Origin of the sequence: Burkholderia glumae LMG 2196 = ATCC 33617, assembly GCF_000960995.1 — a bacterium.
In the GTDB taxonomy this organism is placed as follows: domain Bacteria; phylum Pseudomonadota; class Gammaproteobacteria; order Burkholderiales; family Burkholderiaceae; genus Burkholderia; species Burkholderia glumae.
On sequence record NZ_CP009435.1, the window covers coordinates 3,482,885 to 3,507,997 of the forward strand.

Here is a 25,113-nt window from a genome sequence, read left to right on the forward strand (position 1 = left end):
CTCCTGCGACGAGTCGATCAGCGGAACGGACGACGTGCGATCAAACGCGACGCCATTCGGTCAACCCGCCCGGTTTGTCTTCGAGCGCGACACCGGCTTCGAGCAACGCTGCCCGGATCCGGTCCGCTTCGGCATAATTCTTCGCCTGCTTGGCGGCCACGCGCGCGGCAATCTGCGCCTCGATCGCGCCGGCTTCGAGCGCGCCCGAGGCGGCACCCGAGGCCTGCTGCAGGTAGGCGCGCGGCTCGCGGCCGAGCAGCCCCAGCAGCCCGCCGAGTTGCTTCAGCTGGCGTGCCAGCGCCGGCTCGCGCGTGCGGTTCACCTCGCCCGCGAGCTCGAACAGCACCGACACGGCCAGCGCCGTGTTGAAATCGTCGTTCATCGCCGCCGCGAAACGCCGCGCGTGGGGCTCGTCTCGATCGAGCGGCGCGGCGTCGGGCGTCACGTCCTTGAGCGCCGTGTAGAGCCGCGTGAGCGAGGCGCGCGCATCATCGAGATGCACCTCGCTGTAGTTGAGCGGCGAGCGATAGTGGGTGCGCACGATGAAAAAGCGCATCACCTCGGCGTCGTAGCGCGCCAGCACTTCGCGGATCGTGAAGAAATTGCCGAGCGACTTCGACATCTTCTCGCTGTCCACCTGCACGAAGCCGTTGTGCATCCAGTAATTGACAAAGGTTTCGCCGGTGGCGCCTTCGCTCTGCGCGATCTCGTTTTCGTGATGCGGGAACTGCAGATCCTGGCCGCCGCCGTGGATGTCGAAGTGATGACCGAGCAGCGTGCAGCCCATTGCGGAGCACTCGATGTGCCAGCCCGGGCGGCCGCGCCCGTACTTCGAATCCCAGCTGGTGTCGGCCGGCTCGCCGGGCTTCGCGCTTTTCCACAACACGAAATCGAGCGGGTCCTGCTTCGCGTCGTTGGCGGCCACGCGCTCGCCCGCGCGCAGGTCGTCGAGCGACTTGCCCGACAGGCGCCCGTAGTTCGCGAACTTGCGCACCGCGTAGTTGACGTCGCCGTCGCTCGCCTGATATGCATAGCCGTTTGCCTCGAGCGTCTCGATCATGCCGAGCATCTGCGGCACGAAATCGGTCGCGCGCGGCTCGTGCTCGGGCCGCGCGACGCCGAGCGCGTCGAGATCCTCGTGCATCGCCGCGATGAAGCGCGAGGTCAGCGAGCCGATCGTCTCGCCGTTCTCGACCGCGCGGCGGATGATCTTGTCGTCGATGTCGGTGATGTTGCGCACATACGTGACGCGATAGCCGAGCGCGCGCAGCCAGCGCTGCACGACGTCGAACACGACCATCATTCGCGCATGCCCGACGTGACAGTAGTCGTAGACGGTGATGCCGCAGACGTACATCCGGACTTCGCCGGGATGCCGTGGCACGAAGACTTGCTTGTCACGCGCGAGCGTGTTGTAGATGCGCAGTGATTCCATAGAGATGAAACGAGAGCCGAAGGATGCCGCCCTGGCGACGGGCGCCTGCATGAGAACCCGCTCGGTGCCCCCGCCGCGATCGGAAGCGCCGCCGTCGGTCAACGAGGCGTCGATCGAACGACGGGCGAAGCGGTAACGGCGCGAGAGGCAAAAGACAGTCCGCAGCTCGCCGGAATGCGCGGACGATTTGCTAGAATGGCTCGGAGTATAACATTGCGATTTGAGCCTATGAAATCTTCCAGCGGCCGCGCGCCGAGCGCTGCGACCCTCGTTGCGACCGCCCTCCTCGGTCTCGCGCTGGCGCTTCCGGCCTTTGCCCAGAAAGCACCCGCCGCCACCGACGGCACGCCGGAGATCGACGCGTCGATCACGAACCGCAACTGGTCGGCGGCGCTGGCACAGCTCGACGCGCGCATCGCGACGAACCCGCGCGACGTGCAGGCGCAGTTCAAGCGCGGCACGGTGCTGGCCCGGCTGAACCGCGACGACGACGCGATCCAACAGTTCGTCGCGCTCACGCAGGCCTACCCCGAGTTGCCCGAACCGTACAACAACCTCGCCGCGCTGTACGCGAAGCACGGCCGCTACGACGAGGCGCGCGCCGCGCTCGTCACCGCGATCAAGGCGAATCCCGACTACGGTCTCGCCTACGAGAATCTGGGCGACCTGTACCTGCGGCTCGCGGCGGCGTCATACCAGCGCGCGCAGTCGCTCGGCCAGGCGAGCGGCCCGACCGCGCAGCGGCTTGCCGACCTGCAGCGCATCGTTTCGCCGCCGGCCGACCAACGCGCCGCGGCTGCCGCGCCGGCGAGCCGGACCCGCGCGCTGACGGACCGGGCGGCCTCGAACCTGTCCACCACCACGCTGCCGCTGTCGCCCTCGTTCCAGTTCGGCATCTCGGACGGCTCGCTCGCGGTGCCGCCCTACCTGGCGCCATCGAACTGACGCGGGAATCGGACGCGCGGCAGGGCTTCCCAATCCATTCACTCAACCAGAGGATCGTCATGAAACGTCTGTTGTTGGCGCTCGGCAGCGCCGCCTTCGTCGCGACCGCACCCGTTTACGCCCAAACGGCGGCCGCCGCGCATCCGGTCGTGCAGTTGAAGACCACGCAGGGCGACATCCGCGTCGAGCTGTATCCCGAGAAGGCGCCGAAGACGGTGGCGAACTTCCTCGACTACGTGAAGGCCGGCCAATACAACGGCACGATCTTCCATCGCGTGATTCCCGGCTTCATGATCCAGGGCGGCGGCTACAAGGAGAATTTCGACGAGAAGCCCACCCGCGCGCCGATCCCGCTCGAAAGCCGCAACGGCCTGAAGAACCTGACGGGCACCATCGCGATGGCGCGCACCAGCGATCCGAACTCGGCCACCGCGCAGTTCTTCATCAACACCGTCGATAACGCCGGCCTCGACTACCCGAACCCCGACGGCAACGGCTATGCGGTGTTCGGCAAGGTCGTCTCGGGCATGGACGTCGTCAAGAAGATCGAGGCGGCGCCCACCACGGTGCACGGCTCGATGCGCGACGTCCCCCAGAAGCCGGTCGTGATCGAATCGGCCAGCATCGTCAGCAAGTAAACCCCGGGCGCGCTGCGCCCTGCCACGCGGCCGCGTCGTCCCGACCGGCCGCGTGCCGTTTCACCCACCTCTAAAGAAGGAACCATCATGGTTGAACTGCATACGAACCACGGCGTGATCAAGCTCGAACTCGACGCCGCCAAGGCACCGAAGACGGTGGAGAACTTCCTGAACTACGTGAAGGCCGGCCACTACGACGGCACGGTGTTCCATCGCGTCATCAACGGCTTCATGATCCAGGGCGGCGGTTTCGAGCCGGGCATGAAGCAGAAGCCCACCGAAGCGCCGATCGACAACGAGGCGAACAACGGCCTGAAGAACGACAACTACACGGTCGCGATGGCGCGCACCAACGATCCGCACTCGGCGACCGCGCAATTCTTCATCAACGTCAACGACAACGACTTTCTGAACCACTCGTCGCCGACGCCGCAAGGCTGGGGCTACGCCGTATTCGGCAAGGTGGTCGAAGGCCAGGACGTGGTGGACAAGATCAAGAGCGTCAAGACGGGCAGCAAGGGCTTCCACCAGGACGTGCCGAACGACGACGTGGTGATCGAAAAGGCCGTGGTGGTCTGACGCGTTACGCAGACGCATCCCGATGCTGCAGGAAGCACCACCGCGAAGCGTCTCCGGGGGCGTGCCGGGCGAGCATGGGCTCGCGCACGCGGCACGCCCCTTTCTGTTCGTCTCCGATCTGCACCTGAGCGAGGCGATCCCCCGCACGGTGGCCGCGTTCGAGCACTTCGTGCGCGTTACGGCCGACAGCGCCGACTCGGTGTTCATCCTCGGCGACCTGTTCGAATACTGGATCGGCGACGACATCCTCGCGGTCGATCCGTTCGCGCAGCGCATCGCCGCGCTGCTGCATACATTCTCGGAGCGCGGCATCGCGCTCTACGTGATGCACGGTAATCGCGACTTCCTGCTCGGCCGGCGCTTCATGAAGGCCGCGGGCGCGATGCTGGTGCCCGACCCGTCGGTGGTGCTGGCCTTCGGCCGGCGCATCGTGCTCGCGCACGGCGACGCGCAATGCACGGCCGATCGCGGTTATCAATGGTTTCGCGGCTTCGCGCGCAATCGCGCCGCGCAGTGGCTGTTCCTCGCGCGCCCGCTCGGCTGGCGCCGCGCACTCGCCGAGCGCATGCGCGCGAAGAGCGAGGCCGGCCGCGAGCGGCCGATGCTGCCGCGCTACGACGTGACGCGGCGCGGCATCGCCGAGCTGTTCGAGCGCAGCGGCGCCGACACGATGATCCACGGCCATACGCATCGCCCGGCGCGGCACGCCGAACCCGAGGGCGCGCGCTGGGTCCTGCCCGATTGGGATCTCGATCACGGCACGCCGCGCGGCGGCTACCTGCGCATCGACGCGGACGGCGTGCAGGCGCTGCCGCTCGGCCGCTGAGCCGCGGCGGCCGGTCGGCCAGCGGCACCGGTCGGCACGCGCCGCGAAGCGGCGAGGTTCGGCTCAGCGCGGCTCGCCCACGCTCGCCTCGAGAGCAGCGGACAGCCGCTGCAGATCGACCCGGCCGTCGGCCTGCAGAGCCTCGAAGCGCGCGCCCAGCCGCTCCAGCGCAGCGACGATCTCGTCGACGCGCTGCGCTTGCCGGGCGGCGTGATCGACCAGGCCATGGATCGCCAGCGACATCGGGTCGTCGGCGTTCGAGGTGATGCCGTAGGCGCTGAACTCGGCCCGGGCCGGCGCCGGCTTCGACTCGGCCGGCAGCACCACGCGGGCGGGATTGCCGACCGCCGTGCCGCCCGCCGGCACCGGCCTGACGACCACCGCGTTCGAGCCGATCTTGGCGCCCTCGCCCACCGTGAAGCCGCCGAGCACCTTGGCCCCCGCGCCGACGATCACGCCGCGCCCGAGCGTGGGATGGCGCTTCGCGCCGCGCGTGAGCGAGGTGCCGCCGAGCGTCACGCCCTGGTAGATCGTGCAGTCGTCACCGACGACCGCCGTCTCGCCGATCACCACGCCCATGCCGTGGTCGATGAACACGCGTCGCCCGAGCGTGGCGCCAGGATGGATCTCGATGCCGGTCATGAAGCGCCCGGCCTGCGAAATGAAACGCCCGAGCCAGCGCCAATCGCGCCGCCAGCACGCATGCGCGACGCGGTGGAAAATCAGCGCGTGGATGCCGGGGTAACAGCTCAGCACTTCCCAGGCGCTGCGAGCAGCGGGGTCGCGCTCGCGAATCGTCGCGATGTCTTCTCGGAGTCTCGTGAACATGCGTGTCTCGACCGGGGGGAATTGTCGCCGCGCGCCGCGCGGCCCTTATACGCGATTGCCATTGGCTTATCACGTGCGGCGATTGTAGGGCCACTCGCGCGGACGCGCTGGACCCACCGCGTTGCCCCCGACGGCGCCGGGGGTATTGGCGCGGCAGGCCGGGGCGCGGGCGGGCCCCGGCGCCGCTCAGCGCTCGCCGCCGCCCGTCTTCAGCACGATGTGCTTGGCGATGCCGCGCAGGATGTTGACTTCCTCGCGCTCGAGCCCCGCGCGCGAGAACATCCGCCGCAGCCGCGGCATCAGCTTCTTCGGGTTGCGCGGATCGAGGAAATCGAGTGCGACGAGTGCCGCCTCCAGGTGCGCGAACATCCCCTCGATCTCGTCGGCCCGCGCCAGCGTGCCGGCCGCCCCGTCGTGACGCCCGCCGGGGCTGCCCGACAGCAGCGCGACACGCAGCTCGTAGGCCAGCACCTGGATCGCCTGCGACAGGTTCAGCGAGCTGTATTCGGGGTTCGCCGGAATATGCGCGATCGCGCTGCAGCGCTCGACGTGCTCGTTCGACAGCCCGACGCGCTCATTGCCGAACACGAACGCGATCTCGCCGCTGGCGAGCTGCGCGCGCGCCGTCTCGGCGGCCGCACGCGGTGCGAGGCGCGGCGGCCCGTATTCGCGGCTGCGCGCGGTCAGCGCGACCGACCACTGCACGCCCGCCAGCGCGTCGGCCAGCGTCGGCACGATGCGCGTGGCGGCCAGTACGTCGTCGGCGCCGCTCGCCATCGCGACCGCCTCGGGATCGGCCAGCACGCCGGCCACGCGCGGCGCGACCAGCACGAGGCGCGAGAAACCCATCGTCTTGAGCGCGCGCGCCGCCGCGCCGACGTTGCCGGGATGGCTCGGCTCGACCAGCACGAAGCGCGCCGAGGCGAAGCCGCCTGCGGCCGGGGGCGGCACGGACGAGGGTCCGGCGGGCGCCGAGGGGGGGTGCGAGGTTTCCAACGTGATTCGGTCCGACTGAAAGAATTGCCCGTATGGTATCGCCAACGCCGCGCCAATCCCACCCGGCCGCACCGCCGGGGCGGGCGCGAGCATGGCGGCGGCTCGGGGCGCGACGGCACGATTTCGGAAAAACGGCCCGACTCGGGTAAAATGCCGGTTTCGCGCTAGCCGGCTTTCGGAGCCGCCTCCATCAGCCCCGGTAAGCCGGCAGGTCGTCCATGCGGCCAGCGCCCCGCTCTTTGCCAATTCGCGTCTTCCGTCGACGAAACGTCCGCCCTGCCTTGCCGGGCGCCGCGTCGCCGGTTCGATCCACCTCGCGGCGGCCCGTGCCGCCGGCTTCAGGATTCAGCTATGCATCCCATGCTCAATATCGCTGTCAAGGCTGCGCGCCGCGCCGGACAGATCATCAACCGCGCGTCGCTCGACCTCGACATGATCGAGATCCGCAAGAAGCAGCAGAACGATTTCGTGACGGAAGTCGACAAGGCATCCGAAGACGCGATCATCGAGACGCTGAAGACGGCCTACCCCGACCACGCGATCCTGGCCGAGGAATCGGGCAAGTCGGACAACGAATCCGAATACGTCTGGATCATCGATCCGCTCGACGGCACCACCAACTTCATCCACGGCTTCCCGTACTACTGCGTGTCGATCGCGCTCGCGCATCGCGGCGTGGTGCAGCAGGCCGTCGTCTACGATCCGAACAGCAACGACCTGTTCACCGCCACGCGCGGCCGCGGCGCCTATCTGAACGACCGCCGCATCCGCGTCGGCCGACGCGACCGCCTGGCGGACGCACTGGTCGGCACCGGCTTCCCGTTCCGCGAGAAGGACGGCCTCGACAACTACATGAAGCTGTTCCTGGAGATGACGCAATCGTGTACCGGGCTGCGCCGTCCGGGCGCGGCGGCGCTCGATCTCGCGAACGTCGCGGCGGGCCGGCTCGACGCGTTCTTCGAGCAGGGCATCCACGCCTGGGACATGGCCGCGGGCAGCCTGCTGATCACCGAGGCGGGCGGCCTCGTCGGCAACTACCACGGCGATGCCGACTTCCTGCATCGCCACGAGATCGTCGCGGCGAACCCGAAGATCTACGCGCAGATGATCCCGATCCTGAACCGTTATTCGCGCATCGGCGGCGACGCCGCGCAGGCGCAGCAGTAAAGGCCCTTGCGCCGCGCCCGGGCGCGGCGCAAGGGCGCTGTCAGGTTGGCCAGTGTGGCCGCGTAAGATGGGACGATGAAACCGAAAGCGCTCCACCACGGCCATCGATCCCCCGCAACGATCGTCAGCCCAGGCGGTGCGCCGGTATTTCCGCTTGCAACTGAGCCTACGCGACATTGAGGAGTTGCTGTTCGAGCGCGACGTGATCGCCAGCTACGAGACGATCCGCCGGCACCTCGCCCCGGAGCGGCATCTGCTGCCTGCTTCGCCTTGTCGCAAACACCTCGCCGCACGCTTCTCGACGTGGCGCGAATCGACCGAGGCCACCCAGAATCGGTCTGCCGCATCAAACATGCAGGTCGCGCTCGCGCTTCTTGTCAGCCTACTCCACTAAGACTCCGCTAAGATGGCAGCGCCCGCCATGCACTGACAATCCTACGGTTGCGGATCCGCATAGTGCCAAATGACCATACCCCATGACGTGTGCCGAGGGCCCGGCATCGGCTCTCCCGCTTCGACATGAATCGGTTCCTTGACAGCCGGACTGTGCCAGCGACCGGTACGCGGACACGTTTCCCCGGGCAAGGCTCGCAGGCTCGTCTCTGCGACTGGCTTCGGGAAGTAGGTCGACTCCTCCTCGGGAATGCTACCCCCTTGATAACGCGTGTCTTCCCATAGCAAGCGCCAGCGGACGTCGTACTCGTCGTTGGTGCCTTCCAGCAGATACTGGTGGGCGATGCTGCCCTTGAGGAAGTAATTCGGGCAGCCGACTTCGTCGCCCGGAAACCACGGTTCCCAGATACCCTCGACCGGTATTTCCTCTCCGCTGTTCACCTCTCCTGTACTCGATTCATTTTTCGGTGGGCAGGCATCGAGATTTACCGGATAACTCCGCCCGGGAGGCCAATATCGCCAGGCCGGAAAAACGTGGTCTTGAAATAACGACTCGTACGTCCAGTGTTTGAAAATACGGCGCCCACCGTCGGCACGCTTTCCATAAGAAAGATATCCAGAAAAATCAAGCCCGATCGTGCAATTGAGTGCTTTGCAACTCAACTCTTCAATCCAGACACCTTCCGCATATCCGGTTGCATAGTCGAAATCCGAATATCTTGAATCCTTGACACCAAGCGCATGAAAGAAGGGATCGTACGTTCGCCCTACCTCGTGAGCACTCCGGCCGAATAACAGCTCGCTTCCTTTTTCACTGCCTGCGATGAGAAGACCATAGGCCGATCGCTTATCACCACCACTCGACAAAATCTCGATACCGTCATCCATGCGTGCCAATGTAGGCAGAAAATCAGTGACGTATGCATCCTCCAATTCCTGCTGATTCGGACTCGGCGCATCCAATTGTCTTGCATAGGCGTTCAGAAAATCCCTGTATAGATCGACGGCATTTCTCAGGAACGTCACGCTCGTCCATTTTTTCAGCAGAAAAAATGCCTTCGATCGCGCGTTGCTAGACTGCTCGTCAGTCATCGTTAGCGTATTGAGCATTATGGATTCGATTCTTTTGGCGATTGCTTACCCACATCGGCACTGGCACGAAGTGCATAACCTTCCTGCCTGATCTTAGCCGATCGTTCGTACTCTTTCAGATAGAGTGCACGCGCGTTGGCCTCATCCGGCAAACGCACATCGGTCCAGTGCGTCCGCTCGGCTTTGACCATCTTTTGGATCCATGCCTCCACCGGCTTGTTGGATGGATGTTTGAAATCCACAAAAAATTGAACATCGCCGCCCACCAGCAAGCGCATCGTGGCCTCCGTCCCTTCATCGTCCCATTGTTCTGCAATGCGCCCCGCCCACAGACGCATTCCGTCCCAGTCCTTCGGTACGTCGATACCGAGCTTCTCCATGGCCTCGCGCGTCGGCACCTTCATTTGCGCAAAACTGCCATTCATGCTCCATGCATGCTTGATTGCACTTTGATTGCGCCAGATGGTCCCGTTAGCAGTTCGCTGAAATACCACGGGGCGCGTCATCGAGCGGGACAACTGACAAGTTGATACGAGAACCCACCCTGCCTCCTGGCGATCATGCGCGGCGCCGACACATTCACCGAAAGCCTGTTCACGGTTCACAAGCAGGACGACTTCATTCCGCCCTCACATCCGCTGCGAGCGATCCGCGAGATGGCGAACGAAGCATTGGCGAAGCTCGATCGCCTGTTCGCGCAGATGTACGAATCTGACGCGAAGGGCGGAAGGGCCAGTATCGCGCGCCGGAGAAATTGTTGAGAGCCATGCTGACCCAGGTGCTCTACAGCGTTCGCTCGGAGCGTCGACTCATGGAGCAGGTGCAATACAACCTGCTGTTTCGTTGGTTCATCGGCCTGGCGATGGACGATGCGGTGTGGGTGCCTACCGTCTTCACGAAGAATCGTGAGCGCTTGATCCGACATGACGCGGTGACCGAGCTCTTCAATGCAGTGATGACGCTGGCCGAGAAGAAGAAACTGCTGTCGGGCGAGCATTTCAGCGTGGACGGCACGCTGATTCAGGCGTGGGCAGGCCACAAGAGTTTCAGAAGCAAGGAAGGCGGCGATGACGAGGGCGATGGTGGCAGCTTCAAGGGAGAGAAGCGTAGTAACGACACACACGCCTTGCGCACCGATGACAATGCGAGGCTGTTTCGCAAAGGGAAAACGGCCAGCGAACTGCGCTACATGGGTCATGCGTTGAGCGATAACCGCCATGGGCTGATCGTCAATGCACGCGTGAGCCGTGCCGACGGCTATGCGGAGCGCGACGCGCCGAGCGGATGATCGCCGATGCCCGTCAAGCACTCGGCAACGACGCGACGCAGATCACGTTGGGCGCGGACAAGGGCTACGACGCACAGGATTTCATCGAAGCCTGCGAGCGGTTGAAGGTCGTGCCGCATGTGGCGCAGAACAAGTCGAATCGCCGCTCGGCGGTAGATGACGAGATTACCGGGAGCGTGGGTTACGCGCTGTCGCAGCAAAAGCACAAGCTGATCGAGCAGTCCGAAGCAAATGTGCTCGCTGACGAGAGGTATTTCCGCAGGCTGCCTAGATCTTGTTCATGACCCGCTCCTGCGGGTCTTCTCTCATTGAGACGGCCGTCCCTTGAATGTCGAGGCGATGATAGCAACTAGGGCCGTGATCCGCTCACGTGACAGCGCCGGCCCAGGGCGCCGTTCAGCCGTCGATCGCGGCCATCGGCCCCTGGCCGCGAATCCAGGCCCGGTCGGCGCGCTCGGCCATCTCCCGATCGCCGCGGCTATCGCCGTAGGCATAGAGCGTGACCGGGGGCTGCGCGCCCCACCACGCGTTCAGCCGCACCACCTTCTGCGGCCCCCAGCAGTTCTCGCCGTCGAGCCGGCCGGTGAACCGGCCGCGCTCGAAACCGAGCCGCGTGGCCAGCACCGCCTCGAAGCCGAGCGGCGCCGCCCACTTTTCCAGGTAGATCGACGGTGACGCGCTGACCAGCACCACCGCATGCCCGCGCGCCTGATGCTCGCGCACCCGCGCCAGCATCTCGGGGCGCACCAGACGCGGCAGGCGGGTAGCCGCGAAGCGCGTCGCGAGCGCGTCGAGTTCATGCTCGCCGATCGGCCCGAACGCGAACCACGCGAATTTCGCCTTCGCCGCGCCGCGCGAGATCCAGCCCGCCTTCATCGCGACGATCCACGGCAGCGCGCGCAAGCCCGCCCAGGCGAAACGGCGTGCGCCCACCGCCTGCCGCACGAAATGGCGGAAGCTGTCGGCGGTGGTGATGGTGCCGTCGAAATCGAAGGCGGCGACGATGCGGTCGGTCATGGCGAGCTCTGCCGGGAAGGAAACGGGCGAGCACGCAAGATAGCAAATTTGCGCGGGCTCGCGCGATTCACGCGGGCCCGGAGCCTGGAATCCAGCGCAACGCCGGTGCTCACCGGCGGCCGGCGGGCGCAGACCGAAACGCCTCGGCCGCAAGCCGTTGGATCAACCGCTGGCGCCGGATCATGGCGACGGCCACGCGTCGCTCCCGCCGCCATCGAGACCGCATCAAGGCCGTCACACCACACCGCGTGGGCGCTCCCCTCAGCCCCCCCGCCACCCCCAAAGACAAAGCGGCGCACGCGGCGCGCGTCGCATCCACCGCTCAGATAGGCTCCCGATGTCCGCGAGCCCTCACCTCCGGCAGCGCCGCCGGGTTCGCGTTGCCGGCAGCCGGGGCGCCCGTCTTCGCGAAGCGGCGTGACCACATCGCCGTGAGGATCGGCACGAGGATTGCCGTGATCAGGCAGGCCGTGGCGACGGTCGCCGTCGCGGCCGGCACGAGCGGCTTGAGCTTCGGCACCATCTCGCCGATGATGGCCGGGTTCGCGACCGCGGCACCCGCCGTGGACGAGGCGGCAAGGCCCGCCGTGCCGTTGCCGCCGCCGATCAGGCGGTCGGCGAGGATCAGCGGCACGCCGGTCACGACGATCACCGCGAGGCCGAGCAGCAGGCCGGGAATCCCGCTGTGGGCGATCACGCGCAGGTCGATGCCGTTGCCGAGCGCAAAGCCGAAGAACGGAATCAGCGGATGCACGCAACGGCCGAACAGGTCGCGCAGGTCACGGTCCAGGTTGCCGAGCGCGAAGCCGATCAGGAACGGCAGCACGGCGCCCACGAACAGCCTCGGCTCGAACACCGCCACCCCGGTGGCGCCTAGGATCGTCATGCTGACGAGCGGCCCCGATTCGAGCGACATCAGCACGAACGCGCCGGCTTCCTCGCGCGTGCCGTACTGCTGCATCACGGCCGCGTAGAGCCCGCCGTTGGTCATGTCCATCGCCGCCACGATCGCCAGCAGCGACAGCCCGGCCAGCACCCCGCTCTTGATCCCGTCCGCTGGGATGAACTGGGCGCAGAGCAGCGTCACGAGCCAGGCCACCAGCGTCTTGGTGATCACCAGCGTGCCCGACTTGCGCAGCACCACGCCGGTGGCGCGCAGGTCGATGGTCGCGCCCATGCAGAAGAACCAGACCGCGAGGATCGGCACCGTGCCCGAGATCAGCCCGTTCGTAAACGAGCCGAAATACTTGCCCGCATCAGGCGCGAAGGTATGCACGCAGGCCCCCAGCACCATCGGCACCAGCATCAGCCCGCCCGGCACGCGGTCGATCACTCTCTTGATATTCACTCGCTACTCCATGCGTGGACGTGCTCGCCCATTATCGTTGCCGTCGTCTGCCTGGCAGTTTCGGAACGTTATTCCATTCACATAGCGCCTTACATGGCGGTTAACCCTGTTATTTTTCGGGCACGCCGACGGCGTAGAAGCCGGCTTCGGCGCGTAGGAAAATTTTTACGGAACACCGTTCCGAAGGTCTTCATGCCGTGCTCTAATGCGCGACATCAGCGTAGCGGGCTGGCGAGCCCCGCCCCGCTGTACCGGTTCCCACGGAGAAAGCGGAGGGAGATGGGAGTCCGGCCATCCGCGGGCGGACATGCGAACAGCCTCGACGCTGCCGGGCTGCGGCGGCGCTTCCCGACCGGGCAGATGTGCGAGCCGGATGCCCCGAAGCCGGCCTACGGCGGCATCGACCGCATCGGCCGGATCGTCGCGGGCGGTGCGCGGCGGCCACGCTCGCGGCGGACGGCGGCCGGCTCGCCCGCTGATTCAACCCCAGCCGGGACGCGCTATGCTCAAGCCTGACTCCACACCGACGGACGTTTCGCACATGGAAGCGATGCTCAGGCGGCGCCGGGAACACGCGCCGCAGCCGCCGGCCGAAGGCGGCGCCGATAAGGCGGAATCGGCCTCGGCCACGGGCAAGGTGTTCGCCGTGCTCGAGGCGCTCGGCACGCACGGGCCGAGCGGCATCAGCGAGCTGTCGCACCGGCTCGGCATATCGAAGACCACCGTCCACCGGTTCCTGCAGACGCTGAAGACGCTCGGCTTCGTCGCGCAGGAAGACGAGACCGAACGCTACCGTCTGACGATCCGGCTGTTCGAACTCGGCTCGCTGGCGCTCGAGAGCGTGGACCTGATCCGCGAGGCCGACCTCGAGATGCGCCGCATCGGCCGGCTCACGCGCGAGGCGCTGCACCTCGGCGCGTTCGACGCAGACCACATCATCTACATCCACAAGATCGACGCCGATTACGGGCTGCGCATGCACTCGCGGATCGGCCGCACCAACCCGCTCTACAGCACCGCGATCGGCAAGGTGCTGCTGGCCTGGATGGCGCCCGAGGAGGCGCGCGAGACGCTCTCGCGGATCGAGTTCAGGAAGTCGACGCAGAAGACGCTGGCCTCGGCCGAGGCCGTCTGGAGCATTCTTCCGCATGTGCGCGAGCAGGGCTATGGCGAGGACAACGAGGAGCAGGAAGACGGGCTCTTATGCCTCGCGGTGCCGGTGTTCGACCGCTTCGGCCGCGTGATCGCGGGGCTGTCGATCTCGTTTCCGACCATGCGCTGCGGCGCCGACACGAAGGCGCACTACGTCGCGCTGCTCAAGCAGGCCGGGCAGGCCATCTCGGCCAGGCTCGGCTATCACGGCGCGCGCGCCTGAAGGCGGCGGGCGGGCGCTGAATCGCCTCGACGGGGCATGCCGGCGTGCTCCGCATCGGCCGCGGGCGCGCCTCGGCCGCCGCTCGCGTCTTATGTCGCTGGGCCGGCCGATCACGATAGCACCTGGCGGGCACTCGGCCACGCCCTGCACATCCTCGTCCGCCTGGATCACGCCCGGGTAGCCGCGGTGCAGCAGCACGTGGAGATGGTTCCGCGACTACACGCTGCGTCGCGGGCCGCGAATCAGCGGCGGCAGCGCGTGCGCGATGCCCGCCTTCTTCCCGCCTCCTTCCCGCCGCATTCGCCGAGCGTGCGGCCGTCGAAGCCGATGCTCGCGCCGCGCGGCTTCGCGTTTGCCAGGCCGGCAACGCGCCCGACGCGGCGCGCCGTGCGCATCATGCGCTCGCGATTATCGCCGATGCGCCATGTAGGCGAGATAGCCAATGATCAGATCGATCTCGCGATCGCTCAACTGGTCCGGCGAAAAGGCCGGCATGGCACGGCCGGGCCAGTCCCGCAGCGAGGCGGGATTGCGGATGTAGCGATGCAGCGCGCCCGGCTGGAAGTAATCGACCGGATTGGCGGGCTTGCCGAGATCGGGGCCGGTGTTCGAACTGCCCGCGCCGTTGAAGCGGTGGCAGGCCAGGCACTGCGTGATGAACAGGCGCTGCCCGGCGCGGACCGGATCGGTTGCCGGCAGCGCCGAATCGACGGCGAGCGCGGGCCAGCGCGCGACCGGCGCACGCTCGATGGTGAAGCGCGCCACCTGGTAGGGCCATTGCTCGCCGCGCACCGACGCCGCCTGCGCGCCTACCCAGACCAGATAGAACGGCCCGGCACTCACCGGTTTGCCCGGCAATTTTGGCCACGGCCGCGCCGGGTCCTCCACTGCGAGATAGGCCACGGCGCGTGCGGGATCGCGATTCCGAACCAGATCCATCGGCAGCTGTGCGGCGAAGCCGTCGGTGGCGCGCGTCTCGATCACGCCGTCGGGCGGCAGCGACGCGCCGTCGATCAGGTCGGCCAGCGGCACCGCGCGGTACGTCATCGGCTTGCCGTAGGAAACGTCGCGGGTGACGTGGATGTCGGCCGCGTCGGCGCGCGCCAGCAGGGTCTGGGCGGTGAACGTCAGCAGCTTGCCGTGGGACGCGATCGTGATCGCGGGTTGGGCTGGCGTGCCGTGGGCGAGCGTGCCCAGCAGCAGCAGCCAAAGCGAAAGTAATGTGCGTTTCAGCACTCGGGGGCTCCGTGGGTGGGCGCTCGCGGCTTGCGATGGCGCCGGGTTGCAGGCCGCGGCTCTTGTCGGGCGCACGGCAGGCCGATTATCTCAGCGTGTCGACGCAGACGAAACGTCGATGGCGAGATCGGATTGACCAATCTCGGCGCGCCGCGGGTTGGCAAGCTGTGCTCTCACATTCGGCACGATCGCTCACGCCAGCGCGTCGTTGCACCGAGCCCGCAGCCCGCTCCTGCACGGCCCCCCTCGTCCTGGATCGGGACAAACACTTAACGAACTTCAGCAAGCCACCCGGGGGTCGTAATTACAGTTGTCTTTCCGACGTCCTGCTCTTTCCTGTGGAGAATGCCATGTCCTTTCTCACTAATCTGAAGATCGGCAGCCGGCTGGCGATGGGCTTCGCCATTTCGGTCGGGCTCGTGTGCGTGATCGGCGCGATGGCGATCTGGCAGATCGGCAAGGTGTATCAGAAAACCGAGGAAATCTCCGCTGCGATCCTGCCGACCGTGCAGGCACTCAGCGATGTCCGATCGATGGCCAATACCGTTCGACGCACGACCCTGCGGGGCCTGCTCGAAGCCGACCAGCCGGGGCGCGATGCGCAGCGGGCGGCGCACGACGCGGCGCTGCGGCAGTACGACAGCCGGTTTGCCCACTATAAGTCGCTGGCGAAATCGTTCGACGATGCACGGCTCACCCAGGACATCGAAGCCGCCTGGGCGATTTTCCTGAAGAACGACCAGCGATTGCTGGAGGCCGTGGCGGCGGGCAAAACCGAGGCACGGGAGGTGCGGACGCTGGCGACCCAGGCAAGCGCCGACCAGTTCGCGAGTTTCGTGAAGGCGGTCGACGCGGCGGTGCAAGCGAACCGCGAACGCAGCGATGCAGCCGACGCGTCCGCCTCCACCTCCTACCACTCGGCGGTGCTCGGCACGGTCATGCTGGTGGCGGCGGCGGTGGCCGCCGGCATCGGCATCGCGATCCTGATCACGCGCTCCATCACCCGGCCGCTCAACCGCGCGGTCACCGTCGCGCAGACCGTCGCCCAAGGCGATCTCACCTCGGACATCGAGGTGAGCGGCAAGGACGAGACGGCCATGCTGCTCGCCGCGCTCAAGGAGATGAACGCGCGGCTCGCCAGGATGGTGGGCGACATCCAGCAGAGCGCCGACAGCATCGCGATGGCGTCCTCGGAAATCGCGTCCGGCAACGTCGACCTCAGCCAACGGACCGAGGAGCAGGCCGCGTCGCTGGAGCAAACCGCCGCGAGCATGGAGCAACTGACCGCGACGGTCAAGCAGAACGCGGACAACGCGCAGCAGGGCAGCCGCGTGGCCAAGAGCGCCTCCGAAGTGGCCGAGCATGGCGGCTCGGTCGTGAGCCGGGTCGTGGACACGATGCAGGAAATCAGCGAGCGGGCCGGCCGCATGTCGTCGATCATCGCCGCGATCGAAGGCATCGCGTTCCAGACCAACATCCTTGCGCTCAACGCGGCGGTCGAAGCCGCGCGCGCCGGCGAGCAGGGCCGCGGATTCGCGGTGGTGGCGGGCGAGGTGCGCACGCTGGCGCAACGCAGCGCCGCCGCGGCCAAGGAGATCAAGGATCTGATCACGGCGTCGGCCGACGGGGTGAGCCGAGGCGAAGCGCTGGTTGCCGAGGCCGGGGCCACGATGAAGGAAGTGGTCAGCACCGTGGCGCGGGTCACCGACCTCATGGAGGAAATCTCCGCCGCCTCGCAGGAGCAGCGCAAGGGTATCGAGCAGGTGAATCAGGCGGTCACGCAAATGGATGAGGTGACGCAGCAAAACGCGGCGCTGGTGGAAGAGGCGGCCGCGGCTGCGCAGTCGATGTCCTCGCAGTCCTCGAGCCTGAAGGACATGATCACGATGTTCCGCGTCTGCGCGAGCCGCCCCGGCGTGCCCGACCAGGGTCCGCGCGCGAGCGCAGCACGCCGCGCGCCCGCGGCACGCGGCAAGCTCGCCGCGGCACGCGGCCGGGGCACGGCGCCCGCGCTGGCGGCGGCCGGCTCGCCAGCCCACGCGTCGCAGCCGGATTGGCAGACGTTCTGAACGCCGCCAACGCCGCCCGCCTGGGCCGGTTGGCACGAGCTGTTCCCCATTCCTGTGGATGCCGGCAGGCGCAACGGCTGGCCAGCCGGCCACATCGGAGATGACGCACATGCAGGCCATCAGTGTACGAAAGGAAAGCGATCTGGTGATTTTTGCCAAGCAGGCGATAGTCGAGTGCAACGGGAAACTCTTTGGTCACGAGCTTCTGTTCCGTGACCGGTCCGGCGCCGTGACGACCATTGTCGACGACGAGTCCGCGACGATGGCGGTGCTCGAGGCGGCAATCGGTCATGTAGGACTGCATCAGGTGTCGCCGGTGGGCAGTTTCTTCATCAACTGCTCGAGCGAATTTCTGATGTCGACCATCGTCCACGCGCTCCCGCCGCATCGCTTCGTTCTCGAAATCCTCGAAACCTGCAAGCTGGATCGTCATTTGATACGTCGTTGCCGGCAGTTGAAGGAAGCAGGCTTTCGCCTGGCCCTCGACGATGTGCGCGAGCTGTCGCCCGACATCGTGGATATTCTGCCGCTGATCGATATCGTCAAGATAGACTGGCCTTTTACCGATCCGCAGCAGCGCCGCAGCATGATCGATACCGTGATCGGCTACGGTGCGCTCGCCCTCGCCGAAAAGATCGAAACCAGCGCCGACCGCAATTACGCGGTGGATTCGGGGTGTTCGCTTCTACAGGGGTTTTATTTCTGCCGGCCCCAGATCCTATCGGCGCAAAAAATGCCCGCCGATTTCGAGGTAGTCACCCAGGTATTGCAGTCGATTCTCGACGAGGAAAGCCTGAGCGCCCTGGCGGTCAAGATAGAGCGAAGCCCGGAGCTCTGCGTTGAATTGATCCGCATCGCGAATAACTGTGCCGCCACCAATCGATCCCGCATGAGAATATCTTCGATCAGCCATGCTATCTCGCTGGCGGGCACCGATACGCTCATGGGCTGGTGTGCGCTGCTGCTGTATCGACGCGAGTCGGAGCCGATGTTCGACCCGCTCACGGATCTGGCTCGATCGCGCGCCGAGCAGATCGGAGATATGCTGGCCGCTTCAGGGGCCACGCCTCATCAACTCAGCAAAGGCCGCCTGGTTGGCCTCCTGTCGCTGCTGCACATCCGCCAGGGCGCCACGGCTGAGGATTTCTGGCGTCCGCTCTCGTTCGACCAAGAGATCAAGCGAGCACTCACGGTTCAAGAGGGCTGGTATGGAGAGGCGCTGCTAGCCGTCGCCGCGCTCGAACGGTCGTTCTGCCTCGGCGAGCCGAGCGAAACGGCTTCGCACGGCATCACGACGATCCCGTCGCATCAGGAACGCGCGGCAACCCGAGGGCGTGGCTGATTCGACGAGCGGCTCGAATCCCATCAGCGGGACGGGGGCCCGGGCATCGGTTTCCAACCGGGGCGAACGCCGCGCCGCACGACACCGTGCCGGCCAGGCGGCCGACGAACTCGCCCGGGCGTAGGATCGGAACCACGCCTGCGCGGCGCCCTTTGGTTTGCGGTTGCGCTCCCCTGCCCTTCGATATAGGCCCGACCGACATCACGCACGGTCGGCGCCCGGTCCTGCGGTACCATACCGGCAGCTTTGGAACCGGCCTGTTGCCGCTTCGCGAGCGCCGGGACTCGCCCGTCTCGCGCCGCATGCCCGGCCGGCCTCACTCGCCGGCGGCGGCCGCAGGCGATAGCGCTGGCCACTCGCCTGGTATCGTGTGCCGCATGCGGCCATCGACCGGCGACTTGTATCGATCAACCCAAGATCGGCGCGTGCGGCCCGGCTGCCTCTGCTTCGCGGCGCGTGCGCCGAATCGTATCTCGTACTCGGCATGGGTTCCTGCCGCAACGAAGCCCGCGCCCGCGTGGGTTCGGGTGCATGCAAGAGGAAAAGCCATGCTGGGCCGAGATATTTGCAAGCGTGCCGATGCGCGCGGAAACGAACTCGCCGAGCGCGCGAAATGACGGGAATGCCTTGATGGAAAAGGAAGTGCAGGAAATTACGGAAGCGAAACAGCAGGTTACGGAACGGGACTTTTCATCGCATACGCCGATGATGCAGCAGTACCTTCGCATCAAAAGCGAGCACCCGGACACGCTCGTCTTCTACCGGATGGGCGACTTCTACGAGCTGTTCTACGACGATGCCGAGAAGGCCGCGCGCCTGCTCGATCTGACCCTGACGCAGCGCGGCGCCTCGGGCGGCAATCCGATCCGGATGGCGGGCGTGCCGCATCACGCCGTGGAACAATATCTGGCGAAGCTGGTGAAGTTTGGTGAATCGGTGGCGATCTGCGAACAGATCGGCGACCCCGCCACCTCGAAAGGGCCGGTCGAGCGCAAGGTGGTGCGCGTGGTCACGCCCGGCACGCTGACCGACGCGGCGCTGCTGTCCGACAAGGCCGATGTGTTCCTGCTCGCGCTGAGCCTCGGCCACAACAAGCGCGGCGTGGTCACCAACATCGGCCTGGCCTGGCTGAACCTGGCGAGCGGCGCGCTGCGGCTCGCCGAGATCGCACCGGACGAACTCGGCGCCGCGCTCGAACGGATCCGCCCGGCCGAAATCCTCGCGGGCGATGGTGCGATCGAGGCGATACCGCCCGGCGCAGGCGCGGTCACGCGCGTGCCGGCCTGGCATTTCGACGTGGCCTCGGGCACCCAGCGGCTCTGCAGCCAACTCGACGTCGCCAGCCTCGAAGGCTTCGGCGCACACTCGCTGACGAGCGCCTGCGGCTCGGCCGGCGCGCTGCTGCTGTACGCGGCATCCACGCAGGGCCAGCAGTTGCGCCACGTGCGCAGCCTCAAGGTCGAGACGGAATCGGAATACATCGGCCTCGATCCCGCCACGCGCCGCAATCTCGAACTGACCGAAACGCTGCGCGGCACCGAGTCGCCCACGCTCTACTCGCTGCTCGACACCTGCTGCACGACGATGGGCAGCCGCCTGCTGCGCCACTGGCTGCACCACCCGCCGCGCGCCTCGGTGGCGGCGCAGGGCCGCCAGCAGGCCATCGGCGCGCTGCTCGAAGCGGCCGGCGCGGCGAGCCTCGACAACCTGCGCCGCGCGCTGCGCCAGATTGCCGACGTCGAACGCATCACGGGCCGCCTCGCGCTGCTGTCGGCCCGCCCGCGTGACCTGTCGAGCCTGCGCGATACGTTCGCCGCGCTGCCGGCGCTGCGCGAGTTGGTCGCCCCGATCACGCAGCACGCCGACACGCTCGCGCGCCTCGAGGCGGCGCTGGCGCCGCCCGCCGGCTGCGCGGACCTGCTCGCGCGCGCCATCGCGCCGGAACCGGCCGCGATGGTGCGCGACGGCGGCGTGATCGCGCGCGGCTACGACACCGAACTCGACGAGCTGCGCGACATCTCCGAGAACTGCGGCCAGTTCCTGATCGATCTCGAAGCGCGCGAGCGCGCACGCACTGGCATTCCGAACCTGCGCGTCGAATTCAACCGCGTCCACGGCTTCTACATCGAGGTCACGCGCGGCCAGACCGACAAGGTGCCCGACGACTATCGCCGCCGTCAGACGCTGAAGAACGCCGAGCGCTACATCACGCCCGAGCTGAAGACCTTCGAGGACAAGGCGCTATCGGCGCAGGAACGTGCGCTGTCGCGTGAAAAGGCGCTCTACGAGGCATTGCTGCAATCGCTGCTGCCGTTCATCGAGGACTGCCAGCGCGTGGCGGCTGCGCTCGCCGAACTCGACGTGCTGGGCGCGTTCGCGGAACGCGCGCGCGAGCTCGACTGGGTCGCGCCGAGCTTTTCCGACGAGATCGGCATCGACATCGAGCAGGGCCGCCATCCGGTGGTGGAGGCGCAGGTCGAGCAATTCATCGCGAACGACTGCCGGCTCGGCAGCGATCGCAAGCTGCTGCTGATCACCGGCCCCAACATGGGCGGTAAGTCGACCTTCATGCGGCAGACCGCGCTGATCGCGATGATGGCCTACGTCGGCAGCTACGTGCCGGCCAAATCGGCCAGGTTCGGCCCGATCGACCGGATCTTCACGCGCATCGGCGCGGCCGACGATCTGGCGGGCGGGCGCTCGACATTCATGGTGGAGATGACCGAGGCCGCGGCGATCCTCAACGACGCCACGCCGCAAAGCCTGGTGCTGATGGACGAGATCGGCCGCGGCACCTCGACCTTCGACGGCCTCGCGCTGGCCTGGGCGATCGCGCGCCACCTGCTTTCACACAACGGCTGCTACACGCTGTTCGCGACGCACTACTTCGAACTCACGCAGTTGCCGGCCGAGTTTCCGCATGCCGCCAACGTCCACCTGTCGGCGGTCGAGCACGGCCACGGCATCGTGTTCCTGCATGCGGTCGACGAGGGACCGGCCAACCAGAGCTACGGCCTGCAGGTGGCGCAGCTGGCGGGCGTGCCGCCCGCGGTGATCCGCGCGGCACGCAAGCATCTCGCCCATCTCGAACAGCAGTCGGCGGGCCAGCCCACGCCGCAGCTCGACCTGTTCGCCGCACCGCCTCCCGTCTACGACGACGCGCCGGACGACGGCCGCCCCGCCGCCGAATACCACGAGACGGCCCGGCCCGAACCGCATCCGGCGCTGGCGCGGCTGCGCGGCATCGATCCCGACGAGCTGAAGCCGCGCGAAGCGCTCGATCTGCTCTATGAACTGCACGCGCTGGCCGGCCGGCAAGGCGACGATGAGACGGCTCACTGACGCGCATCCTCGCCGCCCGCGCGCCGCGCCGGCGATGGCGGCGGTGCTGCTCGCGGCGGCGCTGGCCACGGCCGCCGTTGCCGCGAAAGCCGCGCCGGCCGCGATCGCGCGCGCGCGCGCCGAGCCTGGCTACGGGTTCGCGGTGCTGTCCGGCGTGCTCGCCGGCCCGGCCGACGAGCCGGCCGCGCAACGCCTGTTGGCCGCGATCGCGCGCGACCGTGGCGTGGCCTTCGTGGTCTATGACGGCAACCTGAAAGGCCCGCACGAAGTCTGCAGCGATGCGGTCTACGATGCGCGCGTCGCGCTGCTGAAGTCATCGCGCGTGCCGGTGTTCTACGTTCCCGGGCAGGCCGACTGGGCCGCCTGCGCGACGCGCGAGGCCGGCGGCTATGACGCGGTCGAGCGGCTCGACTATCTGCGCCAGACTTTCCTGTCGGATTCCGAATCGTTCGGCGTGACGCCGCAGCCGCTGACGCGCGAGAGCGAAGTCGCGCGCTTTCGTCCATTCCGCGAGAACATCCGCTGGACGCAGGGCGACACGGTGTTCGTCGCGATCAACGCGCCCTCGCCCAACAATCGCTACTTGACGGCGGGTGGGCGCAACGGGGAATTCGAGGATCGCGCGATCGCCAATGCGTTCTGGATCGATCATTCGGCCGAGTTCGCGAAACGCCGCAATGCGCGCGCGCTGGTGATCCTGGTCGAGGGCGATCCGCAGTTCGAACGCTACGAGCGCGAGCGCTTCGCATGGCTACGGTTCGGACACACCCGTCGTGACGGCTTTCTGGAGTTCAAGCGCGCGCTGGTGAAGGCCACCTCGACGTTCCACGGCACGATCCTGGTGATTCACGCGAGCGACGAGGCGTTGCGCGGCGGCTTTCGCATCGACCAGCCCCTGCACGATGAAAAAGGTGATCGCATCAATAACCTGACGCGCATCGCGATCGCGCCGCGCGATCCGTTCGCGCAATGGATCAGGATCACGGTGAACCCGGCCAGGCGGCCGATGTTCGGGGTGAGCGTGCAGGCGGTGCCGAGCAACCTGCCGGTGCCGCCCGCGCTACCGCTGATACCGCGGGACGACACGCCGTTGCCGCAGATGCCGGAGATTCCCGCGGTGCCGGAGATTCCGGATTCGGCCGGCGCATCGGCCGTGCCGGGCAGCGTGCCGGCATCGATGCCGGCCCTGCCGGAAGGCGAGGACCGGCCCCCTTCCCTGCCGGCCGCCCCGCGTTGAAGCGTGTGCGGTACGCGCCGGTCGGATCGGCCGCCGGCGCGGCCCGCGGCTCAGTGCAGCGTACGGCCTTGCGCCGGCGCATCGTCCTCGTCGTCATCGTCCTCATCGACGATCTCGAGGCCTTCCGCACCGTGGGCGTGCTCGTGCGCAATCTCGTCCTCGGTGGCCGCGCGCACGTCCTTGACCGACAGCGCGAAGCGCAGCGCCATGCCGGCGAGCGGGTGATTGCCGTCGAGCACGACCTTGTCCTCGGCGATATCGGTGACGGTATAGATCAGCGAATCGACTTCCTCGTCGCCGTCCTCCGGCGTGCCCTCGAACTGCATGCCCACCTCGAGCGGCTCGGGGAAGCGGTCGCGCGACTCGATCTTCACGAGCTCCGGATCGTAATCGCCGAACGCATCCTGCGGCTCCAGTTGCACCTGCGTCTCGAAGCCCGCCTCCTGTCCGTCGAGCTGTTCCTCGATCTTGGGGAACGTGCCATCATAGCCGCCGTGCAGATAGACCATCGGCTCGTCGCTCTCTTCGATCAGGTTGCCTTGCGTGTCAGACAGCTTGTATGCGACCGACACGACGGTGTTTTTTGCGATTTTCATCCAAATCTCCCAATTACCAGCCGCATTATACGATGTCCCAACGGTCCGAAACCGAACCGACGGGCGCTGCCCGAGCCCCGTCCGGCGCGCCCCTGCCCGATACCGCCACGCCGCTGCTCGGCAACCTGACGCCGTCGCAATTCATGCGCCGCCACTGGCAGAAAAAGCCGCTGCTGATCCGCCAGGCGATCCCGGGCATCGTCCCGCCGCTCTCGCGCGACGCGCTGTTCGAGCTGGCCGGCGACTATGACACCGAGTCGCGGCTCATCACCCATTTTCGTAACAGATGGCAACTGGCGCAGGGACCGTTCGAGCTCGACTCGCTGCCGTCGGTGAGCAAGCGCGAGTGGACGCTGCTGGTGCAAGGCGTGGACCTGCACGACGATGCCGCGCGCGCGCTGCTCGAGCGGTTTCGCTTCATCCCCGACGCGCGCCTCGACGACCTGATGATCTCCTACGCGACCGACGGCGGCGGCGTGGGTCCGCACTTCGATTCCTATGACGTATTCCTGCTGCAGGTGCATGGCCGGCGGCGCTGGCGCATCGGCGCGCAGCAGGACCTGACGCTGCGCGAGGACCTGCCGCTGAAGGTGCTCGCTCGTTTCGAGCCGACCGACGAGTGGGTGCTCGAACCCGGCGACATGCTCTATCTGCCGCCGCACATCGCCCATGACGGCATCGCCGAAGGCGAATGCATGACCTGCTCGATCGGCTTTCGCGCCCCGTCCGCGGGGGAATTGACGGGGCAGTTCCTCTACTACCTCGCGGAACGTGGTGCGCTGCGACAAGGCGCGCGCGCGGGCGAACTCTATCGCGATCCCGCGCAGCCGCCGGTCGACGATCCGGCGCGACTGCCGGCGGCGCTGGTCGAGCGCGTCGAGACGATACTGAAAGGGATCCGCTGGACCACGCGCGACGTCGAGAACTTCCTCGGCAGCTACCTCAGCGAGCCGAAATCGAACGTGGTGTTCGACGCCCCGGAAAGGCCGCTCGGCGAGGCCGCCTTCGTCGCCCAGGCGAGCCGCCGCGGCATTCGTCTCGACAGGAAAGCGGCATTGCTGTATAACGCGCGATCGTACTTCATCAATGGCGAAGAAAATCCGCTCGCCGGCAACGCGAAATGGCTGCCGGAATTGGCTGATCGACGTCATCTGGGGGCGAAACGCTTTGTAACATACTCCCGTCACCCCCTCATGACAGCCTTGCTGCACGAGTGGTATTGTGCGGGCTGGATCAGGCTGGGCGACCTGTCGTAAGGTTGCCCTCGCAGGAGCCCATACCAGTCAAACTTGTATGGGAAAGACAACGTATTGACCCCGCATTTGTCGACGGTCGATACGAAAGTGCATATAATTTCCGCCCAA

The 25,113-nt window shown here is 66.9% G+C and carries 20 protein-coding genes and 2 pseudogenes; 13 read left to right on the forward strand and 9 right to left on the reverse strand.

Annotation, left to right across the window (positions count from 1 at the left end; translation table 11 throughout):
- Positions 1–40 precede the first annotated feature (40 nt).
- Complete coding sequence (gene cysS, locus KS03_RS28130; protein ID WP_015876317.1) at positions 41–1,435, reverse strand: cysteine--tRNA ligase; 1,395 nt, start codon at positions 1,433–1,435, stop codon at positions 41–43.
- Positions 1,436–1,663: 228 nt separating this feature from the next.
- Here cysS and KS03_RS28135 point away from each other — a divergent pair, with 228 nt between their 5' ends.
- The 4 genes from KS03_RS28135 (at position 1,664) to KS03_RS28150 (ending at position 4,423) form a co-directional block, all read left to right on the forward strand.
- A complete protein-coding gene (locus KS03_RS28135; protein ID WP_015876318.1) occupies positions 1,664–2,380 on the forward strand; it encodes a tetratricopeptide repeat protein in 717 nt (238 codons plus the stop codon).
- Between the two features lie 59 nt (positions 2,381–2,439).
- Positions 2,440–3,018: a peptidylprolyl isomerase gene (locus KS03_RS28140; protein ID WP_015876319.1), complete on the forward strand. Its 579-nt coding sequence runs from the start codon at positions 2,440–2,442 to the stop codon at positions 3,016–3,018.
- A gap of 87 nt (positions 3,019–3,105) precedes the next feature.
- On the forward strand, positions 3,106–3,597 hold the full coding sequence (locus tag KS03_RS28145; protein ID WP_015876320.1) for a peptidylprolyl isomerase: 492 nt from the start codon (positions 3,106–3,108) through the stop codon (positions 3,595–3,597).
- 22 nt (positions 3,598–3,619) lie between these two features.
- On the forward strand, positions 3,620–4,423 hold the full coding sequence (locus KS03_RS28150; RefSeq protein WP_015876321.1) for a UDP-2,3-diacylglucosamine diphosphatase: 804 nt from the start codon (positions 3,620–3,622) through the stop codon (positions 4,421–4,423).
- Between the two features lie 63 nt (positions 4,424–4,486).
- On the opposite strand, the gene cysE is transcribed toward KS03_RS28150, so the two are convergent.
- Both cysE and KS03_RS28160 read right to left on the reverse strand, forming a co-directional pair.
- On the reverse strand, positions 4,487–5,251 hold the full coding sequence (gene cysE / locus KS03_RS28155) for a serine O-acetyltransferase (RefSeq protein WP_015876322.1): 765 nt from the start codon (positions 5,249–5,251) through the stop codon (positions 4,487–4,489).
- 186 nt (positions 5,252–5,437) lie between these two features.
- Positions 5,438–6,292 carry an RNA methyltransferase gene (locus KS03_RS28160; RefSeq protein WP_015876323.1) on the reverse strand — a complete coding sequence of 285 codons (855 nt, stop codon included), beginning with the start codon at positions 6,290–6,292 and terminating at the stop codon, positions 5,438–5,440.
- Positions 6,293–6,598: 306 nt separating this feature from the next.
- Between KS03_RS28160 and KS03_RS28165 the strand changes: the two genes are divergently transcribed.
- Both KS03_RS28165 and KS03_RS33030 read left to right on the forward strand, forming a co-directional pair.
- Positions 6,599–7,414, forward strand: coding sequence for an inositol monophosphatase family protein (locus KS03_RS28165; protein ID WP_015876324.1), 816 nt, complete (start codon positions 6,599–6,601; stop codon positions 7,412–7,414).
- Positions 7,415–7,489: 75 nt separating this feature from the next.
- A pseudogene (locus KS03_RS33030) lies at positions 7,490–7,646 on the forward strand (IS6 family transposase); the annotation flags it as partial.
- A gap of 203 nt (positions 7,647–7,849) precedes the next feature.
- On the opposite strand, the gene KS03_RS30655 reads toward KS03_RS33030, so the two are convergent.
- The gene (locus tag KS03_RS30655) at positions 7,850–8,917 is read right to left on the reverse strand and encodes an Imm71 family immunity protein (RefSeq protein WP_015876325.1); all 1,068 of its coding nucleotides are present in this window, start codon (positions 8,915–8,917) and stop codon (positions 7,850–7,852) included.
- On the reverse strand, positions 8,917–9,324 hold the full coding sequence (locus KS03_RS28175) for a hypothetical protein (RefSeq protein ID WP_232252233.1): 408 nt from the start codon (positions 9,322–9,324) through the stop codon (positions 8,917–8,919). Before KS03_RS28175 ends, KS03_RS30655 begins: the two co-directional genes overlap by 1 nt.
- Before the next feature lie 135 nt (positions 9,325–9,459).
- Here KS03_RS28175 and KS03_RS28180 point away from each other — a divergent pair.
- A pseudogene (locus tag KS03_RS28180) lies at positions 9,460–10,408 on the forward strand (IS5 family transposase); the annotation flags it as partial.
- A gap of 175 nt (positions 10,409–10,583) precedes the next feature.
- Here the strand turns inward: KS03_RS28180 and KS03_RS28185 are convergent.
- Positions 10,584–11,204 (reverse strand): HAD family hydrolase, encoded by a 621-nt coding sequence (locus KS03_RS28185; RefSeq protein ID WP_015876326.1) that lies wholly within the window; start codon positions 11,202–11,204, stop codon positions 10,584–10,586.
- 322 nt (positions 11,205–11,526) lie between these two features.
- Positions 11,527–12,552: a 2-keto-3-deoxygluconate transporter gene (gene kdgT, locus KS03_RS28190; RefSeq protein WP_015876327.1), complete on the reverse strand. Its 1,026-nt coding sequence runs from the start codon at positions 12,550–12,552 to the stop codon at positions 11,527–11,529.
- A 541-nt stretch (positions 12,553–13,093) separates the two neighbouring features.
- Between kdgT and kdgR the strand changes: the two genes are divergently transcribed.
- Entirely contained in the window at positions 13,094–13,927 is an 834-nt protein-coding gene (kdgR, locus tag KS03_RS28195) for a DNA-binding transcriptional regulator KdgR (RefSeq protein ID WP_015876328.1), read from the forward strand.
- Between the two features lie 408 nt (positions 13,928–14,335).
- On the opposite strand, the gene KS03_RS28200 is transcribed toward kdgR, so the two are convergent.
- Positions 14,336–15,163, reverse strand: a complete 828-nt coding sequence (locus KS03_RS28200) for a c-type cytochrome (protein ID WP_015876329.1) — start codon at positions 15,161–15,163, stop codon at positions 14,336–14,338.
- A 350-nt stretch (positions 15,164–15,513) separates the two neighbouring features.
- Between KS03_RS28200 and KS03_RS28205 the strand changes: the two genes are divergently transcribed.
- From KS03_RS28205 to KS03_RS28220, 4 genes are all read left to right on the forward strand, one after another.
- Positions 15,514–17,232, forward strand: coding sequence for a methyl-accepting chemotaxis protein (locus KS03_RS28205; RefSeq protein WP_045678931.1), 1,719 nt, complete (start codon positions 15,514–15,516; stop codon positions 17,230–17,232).
- Positions 17,233–17,341: 109 nt separating this feature from the next.
- Positions 17,342–18,574 carry an EAL and HDOD domain-containing protein gene (locus KS03_RS28210; protein ID WP_015876331.1) on the forward strand — a complete coding sequence of 411 codons (1,233 nt, stop codon included), beginning with the start codon at positions 17,342–17,344 and terminating at the stop codon, positions 18,572–18,574.
- A 630-nt stretch (positions 18,575–19,204) separates the two neighbouring features.
- Positions 19,205–21,916, forward strand: a complete 2,712-nt coding sequence (gene mutS, locus KS03_RS28215) for a DNA mismatch repair protein MutS (protein ID WP_035981581.1) — start codon at positions 19,205–19,207, stop codon at positions 21,914–21,916.
- Positions 21,900–23,153: a membrane protein gene (locus KS03_RS28220; protein WP_043307866.1), complete on the forward strand. Its 1,254-nt coding sequence runs from the start codon at positions 21,900–21,902 to the stop codon at positions 23,151–23,153. The genes mutS and KS03_RS28220 overlap by 17 nt, the downstream gene beginning before the upstream one ends.
- Before the next feature lie 50 nt (positions 23,154–23,203).
- Here the strand turns inward: KS03_RS28220 and KS03_RS28225 are convergent, their stop codons facing one another.
- Positions 23,204–23,749 (reverse strand): FKBP-type peptidyl-prolyl cis-trans isomerase, encoded by a 546-nt coding sequence (locus KS03_RS28225; RefSeq protein WP_015876383.1) that lies wholly within the window; start codon positions 23,747–23,749, stop codon positions 23,204–23,206.
- A 32-nt stretch (positions 23,750–23,781) separates the two neighbouring features.
- Here KS03_RS28225 and KS03_RS28230 point away from each other — a divergent pair, with 32 nt between their 5' ends.
- On the forward strand, positions 23,782–25,005 hold the full coding sequence (locus KS03_RS28230) for a cupin domain-containing protein (RefSeq protein ID WP_045678932.1): 1,224 nt from the start codon (positions 23,782–23,784) through the stop codon (positions 25,003–25,005).
- Positions 25,006–25,113 lie beyond the last annotated feature (108 nt).

What these genes read in the sequence shown, in the direction of transcription:
- cysS (WP_015876317.1), bottom strand. Translation starts at nt 1,435, where the DNA reads ATGGAATCACTGCGCATCTACAACACGCTCGCGCGTGACAAGCAAGTC.
- KS03_RS28135 (WP_015876318.1), top strand. Translation starts at nt 1,664, where the DNA reads ATGAAATCTTCCAGCGGCCGCGCGCCGAGCGCTGCGACCCTCGTTGCG.
- KS03_RS28140 (WP_015876319.1), top strand. Translation starts at nt 2,440, where the DNA reads ATGAAACGTCTGTTGTTGGCGCTCGGCAGCGCCGCCTTCGTCGCGACC.
- KS03_RS28145 (WP_015876320.1), top strand. Translation starts at nt 3,106, where the DNA reads ATGGTTGAACTGCATACGAACCACGGCGTGATCAAGCTCGAACTCGAC.
- KS03_RS28150 (WP_015876321.1), top strand. Translation starts at nt 3,620, where the DNA reads ATGCTGCAGGAAGCACCACCGCGAAGCGTCTCCGGGGGCGTGCCGGGC.
- cysE (WP_015876322.1), bottom strand. Translation starts at nt 5,251, where the DNA reads ATGTTCACGAGACTCCGAGAAGACATCGCGACGATTCGCGAGCGCGAC.
- KS03_RS28165 (WP_015876324.1), top strand. Translation starts at nt 6,599, where the DNA reads ATGCATCCCATGCTCAATATCGCTGTCAAGGCTGCGCGCCGCGCCGGA.
- KS03_RS30655 (WP_015876325.1), bottom strand. Translation starts at nt 8,917, where the DNA reads ATGCTCAATACGCTAACGATGACTGACGAGCAGTCTAGCAACGCGCGA.
- KS03_RS28175 (WP_232252233.1), bottom strand. Translation starts at nt 9,324, where the DNA reads ATGAATGGCAGTTTTGCGCAAATGAAGGTGCCGACGCGCGAGGCCATG.
- KS03_RS28185 (WP_015876326.1), bottom strand. Translation starts at nt 11,204, where the DNA reads ATGACCGACCGCATCGTCGCCGCCTTCGATTTCGACGGCACCATCACC.
- kdgR (WP_015876328.1), top strand. Translation starts at nt 13,094, where the DNA reads ATGGAAGCGATGCTCAGGCGGCGCCGGGAACACGCGCCGCAGCCGCCG.
- KS03_RS28205 (WP_045678931.1), top strand. Translation starts at nt 15,514, where the DNA reads ATGTCCTTTCTCACTAATCTGAAGATCGGCAGCCGGCTGGCGATGGGC.
- KS03_RS28210 (WP_015876331.1), top strand. Translation starts at nt 17,342, where the DNA reads ATGCAGGCCATCAGTGTACGAAAGGAAAGCGATCTGGTGATTTTTGCC.
- mutS (WP_035981581.1), top strand. Translation starts at nt 19,205, where the DNA reads ATGGAAAAGGAAGTGCAGGAAATTACGGAAGCGAAACAGCAGGTTACG.
- KS03_RS28220 (WP_043307866.1), top strand. Translation starts at nt 21,900, where the DNA reads ATGAGACGGCTCACTGACGCGCATCCTCGCCGCCCGCGCGCCGCGCCG.
- KS03_RS28225 (WP_015876383.1), bottom strand. Translation starts at nt 23,749, where the DNA reads ATGAAAATCGCAAAAAACACCGTCGTGTCGGTCGCATACAAGCTGTCT.
- KS03_RS28230 (WP_045678932.1), top strand. Translation starts at nt 23,782, where the DNA reads ATGTCCCAACGGTCCGAAACCGAACCGACGGGCGCTGCCCGAGCCCCG.